The organism is Aeromonas sp. NJAU223, from assembly GCF_051125555.1.
GTDB lineage: Bacteria > Pseudomonadota > Gammaproteobacteria > Enterobacterales > Aeromonadaceae > Aeromonas > Aeromonas veronii_G.
The window spans coordinates 1,934,984-1,951,579 of the sequence record NZ_CP144204.1 but is presented as its reverse complement, the minus strand read 5'-3'; the positions used below and the strand labels follow the sequence as shown (position 1 = coordinate 1,951,579).

The following is a 16,596-nucleotide window of genomic DNA, read 5'->3' as shown; positions in this document are numbered from 1 at the left end:
CTGCACGGGCCCCGGGTTGTCGCAGCAAGATTGTCGACGACGGGGTGCGTTCAGTGATCCCTTTCACGGATCTGCACAATGGTGGTGCGACCACCTTGTAACCCGATATGAAACTGCGCATGCTATGTGGAACCGGTTCCACATTCAGTTTCATGCCTTCTCATCCCGCCGTCAACGGGCCCGGATGAACAGGACCCATTTGGTAAAAAGGATACAGCTAGATGTCAAAAAACTATGCGGCCCTGGCCGGCCAGGTCATCACTGCACTCGGCGGAACCGGCAACATCAGTGCCGTGACCCACTGCATGACGCGCCTGCGCTTCGTGCTGCAAGACCCCACCCAGCTCGACGGCCCGGCCCTGAAAGCCATCTCCGGGGTGCTCGGGGTGGTGCAAAGCGACAACCAGTGCCAGGTGATCATCGGCAACATGGTCTCCCACGCCTATAAGGAGGTGCTCGCCCTGCTGCCCGCCGGTGAGCACGCCCCCGCAGCCGAGGCCAAGCCCGGCTTCAGCCTCCGTCGCCTCGGGGCTGGCATCCTCGATGCCCTCATCGGCACCATGTCGCCGCTCATCCCGGCCATTATCGGCGGCTCCATGGTCAAGCTGCTGGCCATGGTGCTCAGCATGAGCGGCGTCGTGGAGACCACGGCCCCCAGCTACATCATCCTCAATGCCATCGGTGACGGCGCCTTCTTCTTCCTGCCGCTGATGGTGGCGGCCTCGGCGGCCATCAAGTTCAAGACCAACATGTCGCTCGCCATCGCCATCGCCGGCGTGCTGGTACACCCGAGCTTCATCGACCTGATGGCCAGGGCCGCCCAGGGTGAGCAGGTCAGCTTCGCCCTCATTCCGGTCACGGCGGTGAAATACACCTACACGGTGATCCCGGCCCTGGTGATGACCTGGTGCCTCTCCTACATCGAGCGCTGGGTGGACAGGATCACCCCGGCGGTGACCAAGAACTTCTTGAAACCCATGCTGATCGTGCTCATCGCCGCGCCGCTCGCCATCGTGCTCATCGGCCCCATCGGCATCTGGATCGGCACCGCCATCTCCGGCCTGGTCTACACGGTCCACGACTACCTCGGCTGGCTGTCGGTGGCCATCATGGGGGCCCTGTGGCCGCTGCTGGTGATGACCGGCATGCATCGCGTCTTCACCCCCACCATCATCCAGACCATCGCCGAGACCGGCAAAGAAGGCATGGTGATGCCGTCCGAGATCGGCGCCAACCTCTCCCTCGGTGGCTCTTCCCTCGCCGTGGCCTGGAAGACCAAGAACCCCGAGCTGCGCCAGACCGCGATGGCGGCGGCCGCCTCCGCCATCATGGCGGGGATCTCCGAGCCCGCCCTCTACGGGGTGGCCCTGCGCCTGAAGCGGCCGCTCATCGCCAGCCTCATCAGCGGCTTCATCTGCGGCGCCGTCGCCGGCATGGCGGGGCTTGCCAGCCACTCCATGGCGGCTCCCGGCCTCTTCACCAGCGTGCAGTTCTTCGATCCGGCCAACCCCATGAGCATCGCCTGGGTGTTCGGCGTCATGGCGCTCTCCGTGGTGCTCTCCTTCATCCTGACCCTGGTGATGGGCTTTGAAGACATCCCGGTCGAGGCCCCCAAGGAGGCCGACGCGCCCCAGCCGGCTGCGACGGCCCAGGCCAAGGTTGGCCAGAGCCAAACCACCGCCAGCGCCTAACCCACTCATATCAGACATGACAAGAGGTAACAGATGTCGATAACCCGATTCCCCGAAGACTTCCTCTGGGGCGGTGCCCTGGCCGCCAACCAGGCGGAGGGGGGCTACCGCGAGGGCGGCAAGGGGCTGACCACGGTGGACATGATCCCCCACGGCCCGAACCGCATGGCGGTCAAGCTCGGCCAGGAGAAGCGTTTCTCCCTGCGAAGCGACGAGTATTACCCGAGTCACGATGCCATCGACTTCTATCACCGCTACAAGGAAGACATCGCCCTGATGGCCGAGATGGGCTTCACCGTGTTTCGCACCTCCATCGCCTGGAGCCGGATCTACCCCAGGGGAGATGAGCACGAGCCCAATGCCGAGGGCATCGCCTTCTATCGCGCCGTGTTCGAGGAGTGCAAGAAATACGGTATCGACCCCCTGGTCACCCTGTGTCACTTCGACGTGCCCATGCACCTGGTGACGGAATACGGCTCCTGGCGCAGCCGCCAGATGGTGGAATTCTTCACCCGCTACGCCCGCACCTGTTTCGAGCAATTCGATGGTCTGGTGAAGTACTGGCTCACCTTCAACGAGATCAACATCATGCTGCACAGCCCCTTCTCCGGCGCCGGGCTGGTGTTTGAGGAAGGGGAAGACAAGGAGCAGGTGAAATACCAGGCGGCCCATCACGAGCTCGTCGCGAGCGCTCTGGCGACCCGGATTGCCCACGAGGTAAACCCTCGCAACCAGGTGGGGTGCATGCTGGCGGGGGGCAACTTCTACCCCTACTCCTGCAAACCGGAAGATGTGTGGATGGCGCTCCAAAAAGAACGGGAGAACCTGCTGTTCATCGACGTGCAGGCCAGGGGCGCCTACCCGAGCTACGCCGCCAGCCTGTTTCGGGACAAGGGTATCCAGATCGTCAAGGCGCCGGAGGATGACGACATTCTGAAAAACACCGTCGATTTCGTCTCTTTCAGCTATTACGCCTCCCGCTGCGCCTCCGCCGACATGAACGCCGGCAACACCAGCGCGGCCAACGTGGTCAAGTCCCTGAAAAACCCCCACCTAGCAGTGAGCGAGTGGGGCTGGGGCATCGATCCCCTCGGCCTTCGCATCACCATGAACACCCTCTATGACCGCTACCAGAAGCCGCTGTTTCTGGTGGAGAACGGTCTGGGCGCCGTGGACAAGGTGAATGACGCGGGCGAGATTGAGGATGACTATCGCATCAGCTATCTGCGCGAGCACATCCGCGCCATGGGAGATGCCATCGGTGACGGCATCCCGCTCATGGGCTACACCAGCTGGGGTTGCATCGATCTCGTCGCCGCCTCCACCGGCGAGATGAGCAAGCGCTACGGCTTCGTGCATGTGGACAGGGACGATGCGGGCAAGGGCACCCTTGAGCGCAGACGCAAGAAGTCGTTCTGGTGGTACAAGAAGGTCATCGCCAGCAACGGCGAGGATCTGACGTAACCGGATAGCCATGACAGGGATAAAAAAATGGGGGCCTCGGCCCCCATTTTCGTGTCGGCTCGCAAGCCGCGAGAAAACGTTTAACTGCCTTCGTTAAAAATTTCCAGGTTGCTGGTGCCTTCCTGCCACTCGCGCACGGCCTTGTTGTCGTCGCTGCGCATGGCATTGAGGTGATCCAGATAGCCCTGATCCACGTCGGAGGTGACGTAGTGGCCGTTGAATACCGAGGTCTCGAAGTGGCGCAGCTCGGGGTTGATCTCCCGCACCGCCTCTTCCAGATCTTCCAGATCCTGGAAGATGAGGCCGTCGGCACCGATGATCTTGCACACCTCTTCCACTTCCCGGCCATGGGCGATCAGCTCGTTGGCGGTGGGCATGTCGATGCCGTAGACATTGGGGAAACGAATTTCCGGCGCGGCGGAGGCGAAGTAGACCTTGGCAGCACCGGCTTCCCGCGCCATCTGGATGATCTGCTCGGAGGTGGTGCCACGGACGATGGAGTCATCCACCAGCAATACCTTCTTGCCCTTGAACTCGGAGCCGATGGCGTTGAGCTTGCGGCGCACCGACTTCTTGCGCTGGGTCTGGCCCGGCATGATGAAGGTACGGCCGATGTAGCGGTTCTTCACGAAGCCCTGACGGTAAGGCAGGTCCAGGGTGTGGGCGATCTCCAGCGCCACGTCGCAGGAGGTCTCGGGGATGGGGATGACCACGTCGATGTCGAGATCTTCCCACTCGCGGGCGATCTTCTTGCCGAGCTTGCGACCCATGTTGAGGCGGGCGGCGTAGACCGAGACCTTGTCGATGCACGAATCGGGACGGGCGAAGTAGACGTACTCGAAGATGCAGGAGCTCATCTGCGGGTTGTCGGCGCACTGCTCGGAGAAGAGCTGGCCCTGCTCGGTGATGTAGATGGCCTCGCCCGGGGCGACGTCACGCACGGTCTCGAAGCCGATGGCATCCAGTGCCACGCTCTCGGAGGCGAGCATGTATTCAATCTGTCCCTGCTCATCGGTGCGACGACCCAGGATCAGCGGGCGGATGCCGTTGGGATCACGGAAGCCGATGAGGCCATGGCCAATCACCAGGGAGACCACGGCGTAGGCACCGCGGATCTGCTGATGCACCTTGCGCACCGCAGAGAAGATGTCCGCCGGCGCCAGCGCCATCTTGTCGCACAGGTCCAGCTCGTGGGCCAGCACGTTCAGCAGCACTTCCGAATCGGACGTGGTGTTGATGTGGCGGCGGGCCACCTTGAACTGCTGCTCCTTGAGCGCCTTGGCGTTGGTGAGGTTGCCGTTGTGGGCCAGCACCATGCCGTAGGGAGAGTTCACATAAAAAGGTTGGGCTTCTGCGGCACTGGAGCTGCCTGCGGTGGGATAACGGACATGTCCTATGCCGATATTCCCTTTCAGACGCTGCATGTGGCGCACTTCAAACACATCCTTCACCAGGCCGTTGGCCTTGCGTTGCCGGAAGTTTCCACTGTCTATGGTCACGATCCCGGCGGCGTCCTGTCCCCTGTGCTGCAACACCGTCAAGGCGTCGTAGAGGGCCTGATTGACGGGGGTGGTGCCAACTATACCGACAATACCACACATGTCTTTGCTACCTCGAAGTCACTGTACCGGTTGAATGAAACTCGATGAGCTCTGTATGAACCCAAAAAACCACTGGATCACCGGTTTGAACTCGGGAACCAGCTTGGATGCCGCCCACCAATCGCTCTGGGAGAGACTGGTGAAGGTATCCATGAAAAACAGCAGGGCACTGACGATCAGTACCCCGCGAATGGCGCCAAAACAGATGCCGAGCACCCGATCCGTGCCGGACAGGCCGGTCTTGTCCACCAGGAGCCCCACCACATAGTTCACCACGCTGCCGAGGATCAGGGTCGCCACGAACAGGGCGGCGATGGCCAGGCCATTGCGCACGAGGGCGTCGGAGAAGGAGGTGAAATAGACGGCGAGATCGGAATAGAAATGGCTGGCGATGAAGAAGGCGACGAACCAGGTGACAAGGGACATGGCCTCCTTGACGAAGCCGCGCACCAGGCTGATGAGGGCGGAAAAACCGATGATGCCGATGATGGCGTAATCAATCCAGACCATAGAAACGGGTGTCCTGCGAAATTGCGGCGCAGTCTAACAAAAACGATTGCGCAATGCTTGATAAAATTGTGTTAAAGCTTCACTACAGCGTCGATAGAGCCCTGTTTTGCAGCGCTAAAAACGATTGAGCCGCGCCCAAATGCACAACGCCATGGCACTGCCATGGCGTTGTCATTACGGCGTTCGGCTTAGCCGATATGGGTCAGACCACCCATGTAGGACTGCAACGCCTTGGGAATGGCGATGCGGCCGTCGGCCTGCTGATAGTTCTCCATCACCGCCACCAGGGTACGACCCACCGCGAGGCCGGAGCCGTTCAGGGTGTGCAGCAACTGGGGCTTGCCGTCGATGCGTACCCGGCCCTGCATGCGGCGGGCCTGGAAATCGGTACAGTTGGAGACGGAGGAGATCTCGCGGTAGGTATCCTGAGCCGGCAGCCAGACTTCCAGATCGTAAGTCTTGGCGGCGCAGAAGCCCATGTCGCCGGTGGCCAGCGCCATCACGCGATACGGCAGCTCCAGCAGTTGTAGCACCTTCTCGGCGTGACCCACCATCTCTTCCAGGGCATCCCAGGATTTTTCCGGGTGCACCAGCTGGACCATCTCGACCTTGTCGAACTGGTGCATGCGGATGAGGCCACGGGTATCACGGCCGTAGGAGCCCGCTTCGGAGCGGAAGCAGGGGCTGTGGGCAGTCATCTTGATGGGCAGGTCCTGCTCGTCGAAGATCTCGTCGCGGGCCATGTTGGTCAGCGGCACTTCGGAGGTCGGGATCAGGGAGAACTTGCGCACGTGGCCCTCTTCGTCCCCTTCCCCGTTGATGCCGGTGTTGAACAAGTCTTCGGAGAACTTCGGCAGCTGGCCGGTGCCGTACAGGCTGTCCGGGTTCACCAGGTAGGGAACATAGCACTCGGTATAACCGTGCTGCTGGGTGTGCAAGTCCAGCATGAACTGCGCCAGGGCGCGGTGCAGGCGGGCAATCTGACCCTTCATCACCACGAAACGGGCACCGGAGAGCTTGACCCCGTTCTTGAAGTCCACGCCCTTGGCCGCTTCACCGAGATCGATGTGATCGCGCACCGGGAAATCGAAGGCGCGCGGGGTGCCCCAGCGGCGCACTTCCACGTTGTCGTTCTCGTCACGGCCCACCGGGGTGGTATCGCTCGGCAGGTTCGGGATGGCGTCGGAGATGGCCTTGAGGTCGCGCAGCAGCGCCTCGAGTTCAACCTTGCTGGTCTCAAGCTCTTCGTTAATCAGGGTGACTTGTGCCTTGAGCGGGGCCACATCTTCACCACGACGAGCTGCCTCACCGATGGACTTGGAGCGGGCGTTGCGCTCGGCCTGCAGCTCCTGGGTGCGGGACTGCAGATCCTTGCGTTTCTCTTCCAGAGCATTGACAGCCGCTACGTCCAGGACGTAGCCACGTGTCGCCAGACGAGCGGCAGCTTCGGCGATATCGCTGCGCAGATATTTGGGATCCAGCATGGTTTACCTACTTTTTTAATGAGATCTGAGCCCGGGGCATGGCCCTGGCGAGAAAACAGATCAGGAAGTTAATATCGATTGGCGTACCCCAGTCGTCTTTAAGAAGAAAGTTGGATCTTTCCAGCCTTCAAAATCAAGAAGATGGCACCGAGCCAAGACAACGGGGTCAGTGGGGCAGTGTAGCAGACCGCCCCCCCGCCCGAACAGGGCGTTATGGGGTCGTTTTTCGCAAGTTTTACGACAGGGGCGGCACTTCGCACCGCCCATCGGCGCATTGCACTGCCCTGCCTCATTGAAACGACTTATTTATCCCGTTTTTTCGGGCTTTGACTGTCCAGTTCACGCAGATAATCGAGCTTTTGCCCTATCTGCTTCTCCAGACCCCGATCGGTGGGCTGGTAGTAGTGCTTGCCGGCGAGCTCCGGCGGGAAGTAGCTCTCGCCGGCGGCATAGGCGCCGGGCTCGTCGTGGGCGTAGCGGTACTCGGCGCCGTAGCCGAGTTCGCTCATCAGCTTGGTGGGGGCGTTGCGAAGGTGGGGCGGCACCTCGAAGTCCGGCAGGTTTCTGGCGTCATTGAGCGCCGCCTTCCAGGCAACATAGACCGCGTTGCTCTTGGGGGCGCAGGCGAGGTAGACGATGGCCTGGGCGATGGCCCGCTCCCCTTCCGCCGGGCCGATGCGATGGAAGCAATCCCAGGCTGACAGGGCTACCTGCATGGCACGGGGATCGGCATTGCCCACGTCCTCCGAGGCGATGGCCAGCAGTCGGCGAGCGATATAGAGGGGATCGCAACCGGCACTCACCATGCGGGCATACCAGTAGAGGGCCGCATCCGGCGCCGAGCCGCGAATGGATTTGTGCACCGCCGAGATGAGGTCGTAGAAGTGATCGCCCCCCTTGTCGAAACGGGCCACGTGCTCCCCCACCACGGCGGCAAGCAGGCTGCTGTCGATAACCCGCTCCCCCGCTCCGTTCGCCTCGGCCATGTCGGCCAGGAGCTCCAGGTAGTTGAGGGACTTGCGCCCGTCCCCGTCCACGGCTTTGGCCAACGCCTCCTTCACCCCGGGGGCGAAGTGCAGGCCGGGATCACTCAGGCCGCGGGGATCGGTCAGCGCCTGATCGATCATGGCGAGGATGTCCGCCTCTTCCAGCCTTTTCAGCAGATAGACCCGGGCCCGGGAGAGCAGCGCGTTGTTGAGTTCGAACGAGGGGTTTTCGGTGGTGGCACCGATGAAGGTGATGGTGCCGTCTTCGATGTGGGGCAGGAACACATCCTGCTGGCTCTTGTTGAAGCGGTGCACCTCGTCCACGAACAGGATGGTGCGCACCCCGCGCCAGCTGTTCTCCTTGGCCTTGTCGATGGCCGCGCGGATCTCCTTGATGCCGGAGGTGACCGCCGAGAGTCGCTCCACCTCGGCCTGGCAGTAGTGCGCCATCAGTTCTGCGAGGGTGGTCTTGCCGGTGCCGGGGGGCCCCCAGAGGATCATGGAGTGGCAGTGGCCCGCCAGTATGGCCTTTCGCAGGGGCTTGTCGGGCCCCAGGATATGCTGCTGGCCGATGTATTGATCCAGGTTCTGCGGCCGCATGCGGGCCGCCAGCGGGCGAAAGTCCGACGAAAAATCCAGGGATAAATTGCTCATCAGGGTTACTCGTCCAATGGGGAGCAGGCCGCGCCCGATGAAACACCGGGCGGCGGCCTGCTCCCGCTCATCAGCGTTGGTCGTCCAGCGCCACGCCCTTCGGTGCCTTGAACACGAACTCATTGCCCTTGAGCGCCGGCTTGCGATTGAAACTGCTCAGGGTGAATTCGCTCCACTGCCCCTGGGCCTCTTTCACATCGAAGCGGTTGATGTTGTTCTGTCTGTCGAAGGTGATGCGAAAGGAGGCTATCAGCTCGTCCTTGTTGCGGCTGGTGACGGTGTAGACGTCCCCCTGCTGGGTCACTTCATAGTTCTTCCAGAGCGCGTCGTCGTTGCCGGCGATCAGCACGAAGGGGGTGTTGAGCACGGCGTCTTTCAACTTGAGGGCGGTGACCTGCTCGACGAAGGGATCGTAGATCCAGACATCCTTGCCGTCGGCCACGATCAGGCTCTCGTCCGGGGTGGTGGTGTGCCAGTTGAAACGATTGGGGCGTTGCACCAGCAGGTCGCCACCGGCGCGCTGCAGCTCCTTGCCCTTGCTGTCATAGACCACCTGGGAGAACTTGGCGGAGAAGAGGCTGACACCCGCCAGCTTCTGTTTGAGATCGCTGGCGGCATCCGCCCAGACCTGGCTGCTGGCCAGCAGCAGTACAGAACCCATCAACAATGCTTTTTTCATCACGATTCCCATGTCAGAGGGCCAGATAAAGGCCATGTCCGCAGACATGGCCAGGATGATATGAAGAGTCAGTCGCGTACCGGGGGCGGTGCCAGCACGTCCCGTTGGCCGTTGCCGCCGGGGGAGCTGACGATGCCCTGATTCTCCATCTGTTCGATGAGGCGGGCCGCCCGGTTGTAGCCAATCTTGAACTTGCGCTGCACGCTGGAGGTGGAGCCGCGGCGGGATTCCACCACGAAGGCCACCGCCTCGTCGAACAGGGGATCGAGCTCCTCGTCGCCACCACCGCCGTAGTCGCCACCGCTCCCCTCGCCGTCCGATTCACCGGAGAGGATCTCGTCGATGTAATCCGGCTCGCCGCGCAGTTTCCAGTCCGCCACCACCTTGTGGACCTCGTGGTCATCGACGAAGGCGCCGTGCACCCGGGTCGGGTTGGAGGTGCCGGCCGGCATGTAGAGCATGTCACCCATGCCGAGCAGGGATTCCGCACCGCCCTGATCCAGGATGGTACGCGAATCGATCTTGCTCGACACCTGGAAGGAGATCCGGGTCGGGATGTTGGCCTTGATGAGGCCGGTGATCACGTCCACCGACGGACGCTGGGTCGCGAGGATGAGGTGAATACCGGCGGCCCGCGCCTTCTGGGCGATACGGGCGATGAGCTCTTCCACCTTCTTGCCGACGATCATCATCATGTCGGCGAACTCGTCCACCACCACCACGATGTGGGGCAGCTTCACCAGCTCGGGCGGCATCTGATCCATGGAGTCGCCCGGACGCCACAGGGGATCCAGCAGGGGTTCTCCTTCGGCGGCGGCCGCCAGCACCTTGTCGTTGTAGCCCTTGAGGTTGCGCACCCCGACCGCCGACATCAGCTTGTAGCGACGCTCCATCTCGCCGACGCACCAGCGCAGGGCGTTGGCGGCATCCTTCATGTCGGTGACCACCTCGGTCAGCAGATGAGGGATCCCCTCATAGACCGACAGCTCCAGCATCTTGGGGTCGATCATGATGAAGCGCAGATCTTCCGGGGAGGACTTGTAGAGCATGGAGATGATCATGGTGTTCACCCCCACCGACTTGCCCGAGCCCGTGGTACCGGCCACCAGCAGGTGCGGCATCTTGGCGAGGTTCACCACCACGGGTTCACCGGCGATGTCCTGACCCAGACCCATGGTGAGCGGGTTGTGGCTGCCGGTGAAGGCTTCGCAGTCCAGGGTCTCGCGCAGGTAGACGGTCTGGCGCACCCGGTTGGGCAACTCGATGCCGACGAAGGTCTTGCCCGGGATGACTTCCACTACCCGCACGCTGCTGGCAGACAAAGAGCGGGCCAGGTCTCGCGACAGGTTGGTGATCTTGCTCGCCTTCATGCCCGGCGCCAGGTCCAGCTCGAAGCGGGTGATGACGGGGCCCGGGTAGACGCCGACCACCTTGGCCTGCACGTTGTAATCGGCGAGCTTGGCTTCCACCAGGCGGCCCATGCGATCCAGCTCGTCCTTGCTCATCATTTGGGTCTTGGCAGGGGGACGGTCCAGCAGCTCCAGGCTCGGCAAGGGTGCCATGTTGGGCTGCGGGCGACGCTTGGCCTTGGGCGCGGGGGCGGCGGCAACAGGCGCCGCGGGTTCGTCATCTCCATCCGCCCAGGGCAGATCGAGATCATCTTCCTCTTCGTTGGCCAGCTGCGGCTGGGCACGGGCCGGACGCTTGGCCTTGGCCGCGGGGGCTGGCGCGTCATCATCGTCGTCAAATTGCGGATCGAACTGGAAGGTATCCTCGTCCAGCTCCGGCAGGTATTCGTCAGATCTTGTCTTTTGCACCTTGCCGACCGCCTTGGGGCGACGGGTCCAGCTGCTGTGGGGCTCATCCTCGTCATCGAGATTGACGCCACTCGGGCCCCCTTCCAGCAAGGGATCCGGCCCCTCCATGCGCGGCTGGCGCCAGCCATCGGTCAGCCAGCGACCCAGGGTGGTGGGGAAATGGTAGATGGCGCTGACGCTGCCGGTGCAGCTCGCACCGATGCGCTCGACAATGGTAAGCCAGGACCAGCCGGTAAACAGGGTGATGCCGGTAGCCACGAAGCAGAGCAACATCAGGTTGGCACCAACGCCACCAAACAGCGGCACCACGGCGGAGGCGATCACGTCCCCCACCAGGCCGCCGGCGGAGAAGTTTTGCAGATCGTTGAAGTTCATGCTGGCGATGGCCGACATGCCAAGCACCGTCAATACGAAGCCGATGATGCGTACCGACAGGGTGAGATAGTCCACTTCCAGCAGTTTGCTCGGGCGCCAGAAGAGGCTCCAGCCGAGCAAGACGACCAGAGGGGGAACCAGATAGGAGAAGGCACCGAAGGTGAACATGGTGATATCGGCAAGCCAGGCACCGGCACTGCCCGCCAGGTTCTTCACATCCCCCTGCCAGGAGGTTTGGGACCAGCCGGGATCGGCGGGGTGATAGGACAACAAGGCGAGTAAGAGATAGGCAGCCATCAGGGTGATGGCGATCAAGACGGCCTCGAAGATCCGTTGGGTACCTGATAAAGGAGTAAACAGCTTTTTGTCGGCCAAACTCCGGCTCCTTTCTGAAAACGAGTAATGCGGGGATAGGTGGCCTAGTATCCCTGAAAAGCCCACCGATTGTCAGCCTGTGCCTGTGGGCGGCCATGGTTATCACCAGGTGATAAGAAGAAACGAGCGGACCAGCCGCTCGTTTCTGACTATCGTGACTCGTCGTTGAACAAGCAAGTCACAGCACAACCCACCTTAGCGGGTGCTGATCACCAGACGACTACTCTGTTTGACCTCTTCCATCACCACGTAGGTGCGGGTGTCGTTGACCCCGGGCAGGCGCAGCAGCGTCTCCCCAAGCAGACGGCGGTAAGCCGACATGTCGCTAACACGGGTCTTGAGCAGATAGTCAAAATCGCCGGAGACCAGGTGGCACTCCTGGATCTCTTCGAGTACCTGAACAGCCTTGTTGAACTGTTCAAACACGTCGGGAGCACCACGATTGAGGGTAATTTCCACGAATACCAGCAGGGACGCGTCAAGATAATGAGGGTTCAGAATGGCGGCATATCCTTCGATATAACCTTGTCGCTCGAGGCGACGAACCCGTTCAAGACACGGTGTAGGACTCAGGCCAACTCGCTTGGACAACTCAACATTCGAAATCCTGCCGTCCTTTTGCAGTTCGTTCAGAATGTTGCGGTCAATCCTGTCCAAATCCTTCAGCCGACTCTTAGCTTCCATCATTTAATTCCATCCTTTGGCTATTTTTTGGTAAGAATCACCAGTCATTTTATAATAATGGTCACAAATCCTGTCAATACCTGAATATACTAGGCGCAAATGTTGCTTAACACATTGGCAACATAAACCACCAATCGATAGACGAGGGATAGCATGATTATCGGTGTACCTAAGGAAATAAAAAACCATGAATATCGCGTAGGCATGGTTCCAGCCAGTGTACGTGAACTAACAGCACGAAACCATACTGTTTTCGTGCAAAGCGGGGCAGGAAGTGGCATTGGCTTCACTGACGCAGATTATCTGGCTGCTGGCGCCGAAATTTTGGCCTCTGCTGCCGATGTTTTCGCCAAGGCGGAGATGATCGTCAAAGTGAAGGAGCCCCAGGCGGTCGAGCGTGCCATGTTGCGCCCGGGCCAGACCCTGTTCACCTACCTGCATCTGGCGCCAGACCTGGCCCAGACCCGGGAACTGGTCGACAGCGGCGCGGTCTGCATCGCCTACGAAACCGTCACCGATACCCGTGGCGGCCTGCCCCTGCTGGCCCCCATGTCGGAGGTGGCCGGACGCATGTCTATTCAAGCCGGCGCCCAGGCGCTGGAGAAATCCCGTGGCGGTAGCGGTGTGCTGCTCGGTGGCGTGCCCGGCGTGGAACCGGCCAAGGTGGTGATCATCGGTGGCGGGGTCGTGGGCTCCAACGCGGCCCGCATGGCCATCGGCCTGCGCGCAGACGTCACCATCCTTGATAACAACATCGACACCCTGCGCCGTCTCGACAGCGAGTTCCAGGGCGCAGCCAAGGTGGTTTACTCCAATCGCGAGACCCTGGAGCGCCACATCCTGGCAGCGGATCTGGTCATCGGCGGTGTACTGGTACCCGGTGCCACTGCGCCAAAACTTGTCAGCCGTGACCATATTGCGCGCATGAAGCCGGGTTCGGCCATCGTCGATGTGGCCATCGATCAGGGTGGCTGCGTGGAAACCTCTCACGCCACCACCCACCAGGATCCCACCTTTATCGTGGATGAGGTGGTGCACTATTGTGTGGCCAACATGCCGGGTGCCGTGGCCCGCACCTCCACCGTGGCCCTCAACAACGCCACCCTGCCCTTCATCATCCGGCTGGCGGATCAGGGTTATCGCAAGGCGCTGCTCGGCGATCCCCACCTGCTGCACGGCCTGAACGTGATGGCGGGCAAGATCACCTGCCGGGAAGTGGCCGAGGCGCATAACCTGGCCTACACCGATCCCCTGACCCTGTTGAACTGATCGCCCGCCGAGTCGATGAGTGAAAATCCGCCCGCGATGGGCGGTTTTTTTATGGCTCTTTTCCTGCCCCCTCCCCCCTTTCAAGGCGATTGCCACAATCGATGCACCGCCCTTTGACCCCGGATCACGAATTACCTACAATCGCGCAAACTCATCACGTCTCGGAAATCACATCATGAGCCAAGTCACTCACAGCAAACTGCTGATCCTGGGGTCCGGCCCGGCAGGCTACACCGCCGCCGTCTACGCCGCCCGCGCCAACCTCAATCCCCTGCTGGTCACCGGCATGCAGCAAGGTGGTCAGCTGACCACCACCACGGAAGTGGAAAACTGGCCAGGTGACGCGGAAGGGCTGACCGGCCCGGCCCTGATGGAGCGCATGCAGGCCCATGCCGAAAAATTCGATACCCGCATCCTGTTCGACCACATCAATGAGGTCGAACTGACCCAGCGCCCGTTCCGCCTCAAGGGCGACAACGGTGAATACAGCTGCGATGCGCTCATCATCGCTACCGGTGCCTCCGCCAAATACCTGGGTCTGCCCTCGGAAGAGGCGTTCAAGGGTCGCGGCGTCTCCGCCTGCGCCACCTGTGATGGTTTCTTCTATCGCAATCAGGAAGTGGCCGTGGTCGGCGGCGGCAACACCGCCGTGGAAGAGGCCCTCTATCTGGCCAACATCGCCAAGAAGGTGCACCTCATCCATCGCCGCGACGAGTTCCGCGCCGAGAAGATCCTGATCAAGCGCCTGCACGACAAGGTAGCGAGCGGCAACATCGTGTTGCACACCCACCAGACCCTGGACGAGGTGCTGGGCGATGAAATGGGCGTCACCGGTGTACGCCTGCGCAGCACCCGCGATGACAGCACCACCGAGCTGCCGCTGATGGGGGTCTTCATCGCCATCGGCCACCAGCCCAATACCCAGATCTTCGCCGGCCAGCTGGCGATGGAGAATGGCTACCTCAAGGTACGTGGCGGTCTCGAGGGATTTGCCACCCAGACCAGCATCGAGGGAGTCTTCGCCGCCGGTGACGTGGCCGATCACGTCTACCGTCAGGCCATCACCTCCGCCGGCACGGGCTGCATGGCGGCCCTGGATGCTGAGCGATATCTGGACGCGCAATAAGCGCAAGGATATAAAGGGCATGCCAAGAGGCATGCCCTTTTCTTTTTAAGGAGCCGGATGAAGCGAAAAATATTGATAGTCGAAGACAGCCTGACGATCCGCCGGATGCTGATCCAGGCCATCGCCCAGCAAACCGGGCTGGAAGTGGATGCCTTCGATACCCTGGCGGGCGCCCGCCACTGCCAAGGAGAAGAGTATGTGGTGGCCCTAGTGGATCTCACTCTGCCGGATGCCCCGAGTGGAGAAGCGGTCAAGGTACTGCTGGAGCAGGGCTTGCCGGTGGTGATCCTCACCGCCGACATCAGCGAGGAGAAGCGGGAAGCCTGGCTGGAGGCCGGAGTGCTGGATTATGTGATGAAGGATTCCCGTCACTCGCTCCAATACGCCGTGAGCCTGGTGCATCGCCTCTACCTCAATCAGGCCATCGAGGTGCTGGTGGTGGATGACTCCCTTACCTCGCGCCACCGCACCATGGCGCAGCTGCGCAAGCAACTGCTGCAGGTGCACGAAGCCAACTGCGCCCGCGATGCCCTGACCCTGCTGGAGCAGCACCCGGCCATCCGGCTGGTACTGGTGGATTACTACATGCCGGAGATCGACGGCATCAGCCTGGTACGCATGCTGCGTGAGCGCTACAGCAAGCAGCAGCTCGCCATCATCGGTATCTCGGTGTCGGACAAGCGCGGCCTCTCGGCCCGTTACCTCAAGCAGGGGGCCAACGACTTTCTCAACCAGCCGTTCGAGCCCGAGGAGCTGCAATGCCGGGTCAGCCACAATCTGGAGGCCCTCGAGCAGTTCAACAACATTCAGGAGTCGGCCAACCGCGACTATCTGACCGGGCTCTACAACCGGCGTTACTGGTTCAACGAGGGCCAGAAGTGGTTCGAGGAGCACCAACAGCAGCAGACGCAGCTCTCCCTCTGCGTACTCGATGTGGATCATTTCAAGCAGGTCAACGATCACTGGGGTCACGCCATCGGCGATCAGCTGCTCTGCCATCTGACCCGGCTGCTCGCCCAGTTCTTCCCCGATGCCATGATCGCCCGCTTCGGTGGCGAGGAGTTCGCCCTGATGGTGCCTCATTGCACCGTACCCGTGCTGCTCAAGCGGTTGGAAGGTCTGCGCCAGCAGATGCGCCAGCAACCCCTCTCCCGGGAGACCCCGCTGTTCGTGCGCGCCAGTTTTGGCGTCATCAACGTCGGGCGGCTCTCCATGGATGAAGCACTGTCCGAGGCGGATCGCCAGCTCTATCTGGCAAAGAACACCGGTCGCGACAAGATAGTGTGTCAGGAAGCCTGAGCGTCTCGCCAAGGCACTCCGTGTAGTCCCGCCCGGCCCGCTCTCTTGCGGCGCCGGGTTCATTTCCCTTCTTCTTTATCTCTGCTTGGCCACAGTCAGCCGCTCAATAGGTCTTGTCGACCCGCACCCCGTCGCTGAAATAGAGAATGCGCACCTTGTCACCGCTCGCAAAGACCATGGCCGGATCGTAATCCTGGATCACGTTGATGAGGCCGTTCTGCTCGTTGCGAATGAGCAGCTCCACCAGTTTGTTTTCCACCACGCTGTCGTCAGACTGGTAGTGCTGCACCGCTGCCGCCCCCGCGAGCGCCCCGACGGCGGTCGCAATTTCCCGCCCGTGACCACCGCCAAACTGGTTGCCAAGCAGACCTCCCAGCACGGCGCCGCCCAGGGTCTTCCAGCCACTGTGCTCGGACTCCACTATCTGGCGCTGGGTGATGTTGCGCACCGTATCGACCTGGCCAAACACCACCTGATCCACGGGGCGCGCCGTGTTGCGCTCATAAGGCGCAGCCCAGGCGGCTGCCGTGACAAAGCAGAGCAAGCTGGATACTATCAGGAGAATGGCCTTCATCTGTGAAC

The 16,596-nt window shown here is 61.5% G+C and carries 13 protein-coding genes; 5 read left to right on the top strand and 8 right to left on the bottom strand.

The genetic code is table 11. The features are described 5' to 3' along the window. Window positions 1–221: 221 nt before the first annotated feature. Both ascF and VZC39_RS08945 read left to right on the top strand, forming a co-directional pair. Window positions 222–1,691 carry a PTS cellobiose/arbutin/salicin transporter subunit IIBC gene (gene ascF / locus VZC39_RS08950; protein WP_434667680.1) on the top strand — a complete coding sequence of 490 codons (1,470 nt, stop codon included), beginning with the start codon at window positions 222–224 and terminating at the stop codon, window positions 1,689–1,691. A 33-nt stretch (window positions 1,692–1,724) separates the two neighbouring features. Continuing rightward, on the top strand, window positions 1,725–3,155 hold the full coding sequence (locus VZC39_RS08945; RefSeq protein WP_434667677.1) for a 6-phospho-beta-glucosidase: 1,431 nt from the start codon (window positions 1,725–1,727) through the stop codon (window positions 3,153–3,155). Between the two features lie 80 nt (window positions 3,156–3,235). Here the strand turns inward: VZC39_RS08945 and purF are convergent, their stop codons facing one another. The 7 genes from purF to lrp form a co-directional block, all read right to left on the bottom strand. Next, the gene (purF, locus tag VZC39_RS08940; RefSeq protein ID WP_349922039.1) at window positions 3,236–4,756 is read right to left on the bottom strand and encodes an amidophosphoribosyltransferase; all 1,521 of its coding nucleotides are present in this window, start codon (window positions 4,754–4,756) and stop codon (window positions 3,236–3,238) included. 18 nt (window positions 4,757–4,774) lie between these two features. After that, complete coding sequence (locus VZC39_RS08935; RefSeq protein WP_349922038.1) at window positions 4,775–5,266, bottom strand: CvpA family protein; 492 nt, start codon at window positions 5,264–5,266, stop codon at window positions 4,775–4,777. A gap of 188 nt (window positions 5,267–5,454) precedes the next feature. Continuing rightward, entirely contained in the window at window positions 5,455–6,750 is a 1,296-nt protein-coding gene (serS, locus tag VZC39_RS08930) for a serine--tRNA ligase (RefSeq protein WP_349922037.1), read from the bottom strand. A 302-nt stretch (window positions 6,751–7,052) separates the two neighbouring features. Next, window positions 7,053–8,390, bottom strand: a complete 1,338-nt coding sequence (locus VZC39_RS08925) for a replication-associated recombination protein A (protein ID WP_349922036.1) — start codon at window positions 8,388–8,390, stop codon at window positions 7,053–7,055. A 70-nt stretch (window positions 8,391–8,460) separates the two neighbouring features. Then, window positions 8,461–9,069, bottom strand: a complete 609-nt coding sequence (gene lolA / locus VZC39_RS08920) for an outer membrane lipoprotein chaperone LolA (protein WP_434667672.1) — start codon at window positions 9,067–9,069, stop codon at window positions 8,461–8,463. 68 nt (window positions 9,070–9,137) lie between these two features. After that, a complete protein-coding gene (locus tag VZC39_RS08915) occupies window positions 9,138–11,636 on the bottom strand; it encodes a DNA translocase FtsK 4TM domain-containing protein (RefSeq protein ID WP_434667669.1) in 2,499 nt (832 codons plus the stop codon). 195 nt (window positions 11,637–11,831) lie between these two features. Next, entirely contained in the window at window positions 11,832–12,323 is a 492-nt protein-coding gene (gene lrp, locus VZC39_RS08910) for a leucine-responsive transcriptional regulator Lrp (RefSeq protein ID WP_005300047.1), read from the bottom strand. A gap of 150 nt (window positions 12,324–12,473) precedes the next feature. Between lrp and ald the strand changes: the two genes are divergently transcribed. From ald to VZC39_RS08895, 3 genes are all read left to right on the top strand, one after another. Continuing rightward, entirely contained in the window at window positions 12,474–13,589 is a 1,116-nt protein-coding gene (ald, locus tag VZC39_RS08905) for an alanine dehydrogenase (RefSeq protein WP_349922033.1), read from the top strand. Window positions 13,590–13,764: 175 nt separating this feature from the next. Beyond that, window positions 13,765–14,715: a thioredoxin-disulfide reductase gene (gene trxB / locus VZC39_RS08900; RefSeq protein ID WP_349922032.1), complete on the top strand. Its 951-nt coding sequence runs from the start codon at window positions 13,765–13,767 to the stop codon at window positions 14,713–14,715. 57 nt (window positions 14,716–14,772) lie between these two features. Continuing rightward, complete coding sequence (locus VZC39_RS08895) at window positions 14,773–16,014, top strand: diguanylate cyclase (protein WP_349922031.1); 1,242 nt, start codon at window positions 14,773–14,775, stop codon at window positions 16,012–16,014. Between the two features lie 103 nt (window positions 16,015–16,117). Here VZC39_RS08895 and VZC39_RS08890 read toward each other — a convergent pair whose 3' ends face one another. Then, on the bottom strand, window positions 16,118–16,588 hold the full coding sequence (locus VZC39_RS08890) for a glycine zipper 2TM domain-containing protein (protein WP_349922030.1): 471 nt from the start codon (window positions 16,586–16,588) through the stop codon (window positions 16,118–16,120). Window positions 16,589–16,596 lie beyond the last annotated feature (8 nt).

Excerpts from the sequence above, each read along its gene's own strand:
- serS (WP_349922037.1), bottom strand. The coding sequence starts at position 6,750 with ATGCTGGATCCCAAATATCTGCGCAGCGATATCGCCGAAGCTGCCGCT.
- VZC39_RS08935 (WP_349922038.1), bottom strand. The coding sequence starts at position 5,266 with ATGGTCTGGATTGATTACGCCATCATCGGCATCATCGGTTTTTCCGCC.
- VZC39_RS08945 (WP_434667677.1), top strand. The coding sequence starts at position 1,725 with ATGTCGATAACCCGATTCCCCGAAGACTTCCTCTGGGGCGGTGCCCTG.
- purF (WP_349922039.1), bottom strand. The coding sequence starts at position 4,756 with ATGTGTGGTATTGTCGGTATAGTTGGCACCACCCCCGTCAATCAGGCC.
- VZC39_RS08925 (WP_349922036.1), bottom strand. The coding sequence starts at position 8,390 with ATGAGCAATTTATCCCTGGATTTTTCGTCGGACTTTCGCCCGCTGGCG.
- trxB (WP_349922032.1), top strand. The coding sequence starts at position 13,765 with ATGAGCCAAGTCACTCACAGCAAACTGCTGATCCTGGGGTCCGGCCCG.
- lrp (WP_005300047.1), bottom strand. The coding sequence starts at position 12,323 with ATGATGGAAGCTAAGAGTCGGCTGAAGGATTTGGACAGGATTGACCGC.
- ald (WP_349922033.1), top strand. The coding sequence starts at position 12,474 with ATGATTATCGGTGTACCTAAGGAAATAAAAAACCATGAATATCGCGTA.
- VZC39_RS08895 (WP_349922031.1), top strand. The coding sequence starts at position 14,773 with ATGAAGCGAAAAATATTGATAGTCGAAGACAGCCTGACGATCCGCCGG.
- ascF (WP_434667680.1), top strand. The coding sequence starts at position 222 with ATGTCAAAAAACTATGCGGCCCTGGCCGGCCAGGTCATCACTGCACTC.
- lolA (WP_434667672.1), bottom strand. The coding sequence starts at position 9,069 with ATGAAAAAAGCATTGTTGATGGGTTCTGTACTGCTGCTGGCCAGCAGC.
- VZC39_RS08890 (WP_349922030.1), bottom strand. The coding sequence starts at position 16,588 with ATGAAGGCCATTCTCCTGATAGTATCCAGCTTGCTCTGCTTTGTCACG.